This window comes from Acetobacterium sp. K1/6 (assembly GCF_034438075.1).
Taxonomy (GTDB): Bacteria; Bacillota; Clostridia; order Eubacteriales; family Eubacteriaceae; genus Acetobacterium; species Acetobacterium carbinolicum.
Genome location: NZ_JAXQGA010000059.1, coordinates 1 through 2212, shown reverse-complemented (window position 1 = coordinate 2212; position 2212 = coordinate 1). Strand labels below are relative to the sequence as shown.

The 2212-nt window shown below is 29.9% G+C and carries 2 protein-coding genes; one reads left to right on the top strand and one right to left on the bottom strand.

The window, feature by feature from the left end:
- On the top strand, positions 1–259 hold a 259-nt coding region (locus U2P91_RS17800; protein ID WP_322520092.1), incomplete at its 5' end, for a hypothetical protein.
- Positions 260–590: 331 nt separating this feature from the next.
- Here U2P91_RS17800 and U2P91_RS17795 read toward each other — a convergent pair.
- Positions 591–2129, bottom strand: coding sequence for a hypothetical protein (locus tag U2P91_RS17795; RefSeq protein WP_162624493.1), 1539 nt, complete (start codon positions 2127–2129; stop codon positions 591–593).
- Between the last annotated feature and the right edge of the window lie 83 nt (positions 2130–2212).

Below are 2212 nucleotides of genomic sequence, written 5' to 3'. Positions count from 1 at the left end.
AATCGTCCACGGTATCAATGTGTGTGCTACCGGTATCCAATTGAATATCGTTGGTATCATTACCGTGAAATATTCACCGAACCGGAAATTCGTGCCAATGCTTCCGGAATTCCGTTTCAATCATTCCGGACTGGTTCCAATAGTCCAAATTCACCATTATTCTTTGAGTATACATGAAGCATTCTGCTCAATCAAGGATGCTTCGCACCGCTTTGCGGCTCTGTCCTTGACAGAGCAAAATGCTTCATGTTTTAAGTAATTATAATGGTTAAGGTATGGTTTGGACTAAGCCGAATCATGTGAAACTTGCATCCGGTTCTGTTGAAACGAACCTTGGTTCTTCCGGACAGGCTGGTTCTTCAGACCGAAATATTCATTTCTCTATTCAAATTTTTCGTTCTATAATTTATGGCTTTGAAATTTTTTATAGCCCGAATAAATTCGATACATTTTCTCCAAACGCACTGTGTTTTCCTTGCAAAACAGACACTTGAAATTGTATTACGATAGTAATTATACTAAGATTATTCAACGAATACAACAATTATACAATTGATTTATGAAATGAATCTTCTTGAATTCTTAGCAAATTATATTCTAACCTTAATCCCAATATCTGGACGTCTTTCTTCGAAGAATACTGGAAAAGTCTTATATGCTTGATACATTTTTAACTCTTCACCTGATTGCACATCTATTAGACCATAAGCATTCATTCTCTTGTTAATATAATTAATAAATTTTTGCCCCTCACCTTTTCCAAATGTATCCCGAAGAATAGTATCCAACGTTTTAACATCTGAAAGCCAAAAGTTGATATTATCCTTATATATATGTTCAATATTTGTTTCTACATTCAAAAACTCTTCATACATTAAAGCGACTTGTATAAATTTTTTTTCAGAATAACCATTTAAATCTAATACAACTTTGCCTTCTTTTTCATTTGTATCATAGAAAAACGCTTTTTTTTCAGCTATCGCCTGTTTTATTTCATTGCCTTGTTGAATAGCTTTTTCGATTGCCTCATTACATTTTATTTTTATATCTTCCAATCCATCCTCAACTCCCAAAAATGGAGCAGGTAACAATTTTGATTTTGCTTCAAATGATATAACATAATCATTGAATACAACTATAAAATCTTTTTCTGCGTATTGACCTTTTTTTCGTTTTAAATACACGCCAGAATATACTTTATCCTTTGCAAAATATTTTTCTAACACTGATTTGATTTCGTTTTCATGTTTATCACTTTTATAAGTTTTTCCATCTTCATTATTCTTGCTAATTTCATAACTTTTCCAAACATAAGTATACCACCTATTAATCCAGTAATAATTTCTTGGAAAACAGATGTTATTATTACTTATTAATGCAATTCTTGTATCTTCAGATGCAATCACATCTATCATTCTTGAATATTGAACACTTCGCTTATCCGTAATATTATATACATATTTTTTTATGAACTCTTCATATCTCAAATTTTTAACAGTAAATAAAAATTGAATAATACTTATTGGAAACGTTAACCAAATACCTTCTTTTTTAAAATCTACTTTGTGACGTATTTTACAAATGAATCTTTGAATTCCCCTAATACTATATAAATTCTTTTCAAATTCTTGGAAGACTAATGCTTCCATTATTGTTTCTTTGATATTCTTTACTTGAAACACTTTCTGAGATATTGCAGCATTTTCTTCAAAAAAATCAATGTATTTTTCTGCACTGATTTCCGGATAATCAAAATAATATGACTTAAAGTAATTCATATAAAATTCAGTGTTTGAATCCATGTTAACCTTTGTTTGATTTCGACAAGGATAATAGTAGTAAATCATTTCAAGACACACTAAATGTTCTAACAACTCATCTACCATTTCATCATAATCTAGTATTTGTTCATTCCCACATACCACTATATTTTTATAATAGTATTCTGGCAGGCTTAATAACATCCTTAATGAGCAATGTTTTCCTCTTTCGTATTTTTCATAATCATTTTGCTTACAATCCATATTATAATTATGAAATATTATTGTTTTGTTAATCAGTACAAACACACAAGTAGATGTAAATCTAGATAAAAAATATATCATTTTTCTCTCATAACTATCCAGCAATTCTATATCCTCAACTTTGCATAAAAGTTACACTAAATACTTTTTGAAACTCAAAACCGTTGCCTCAGACATCTAAAAATGTC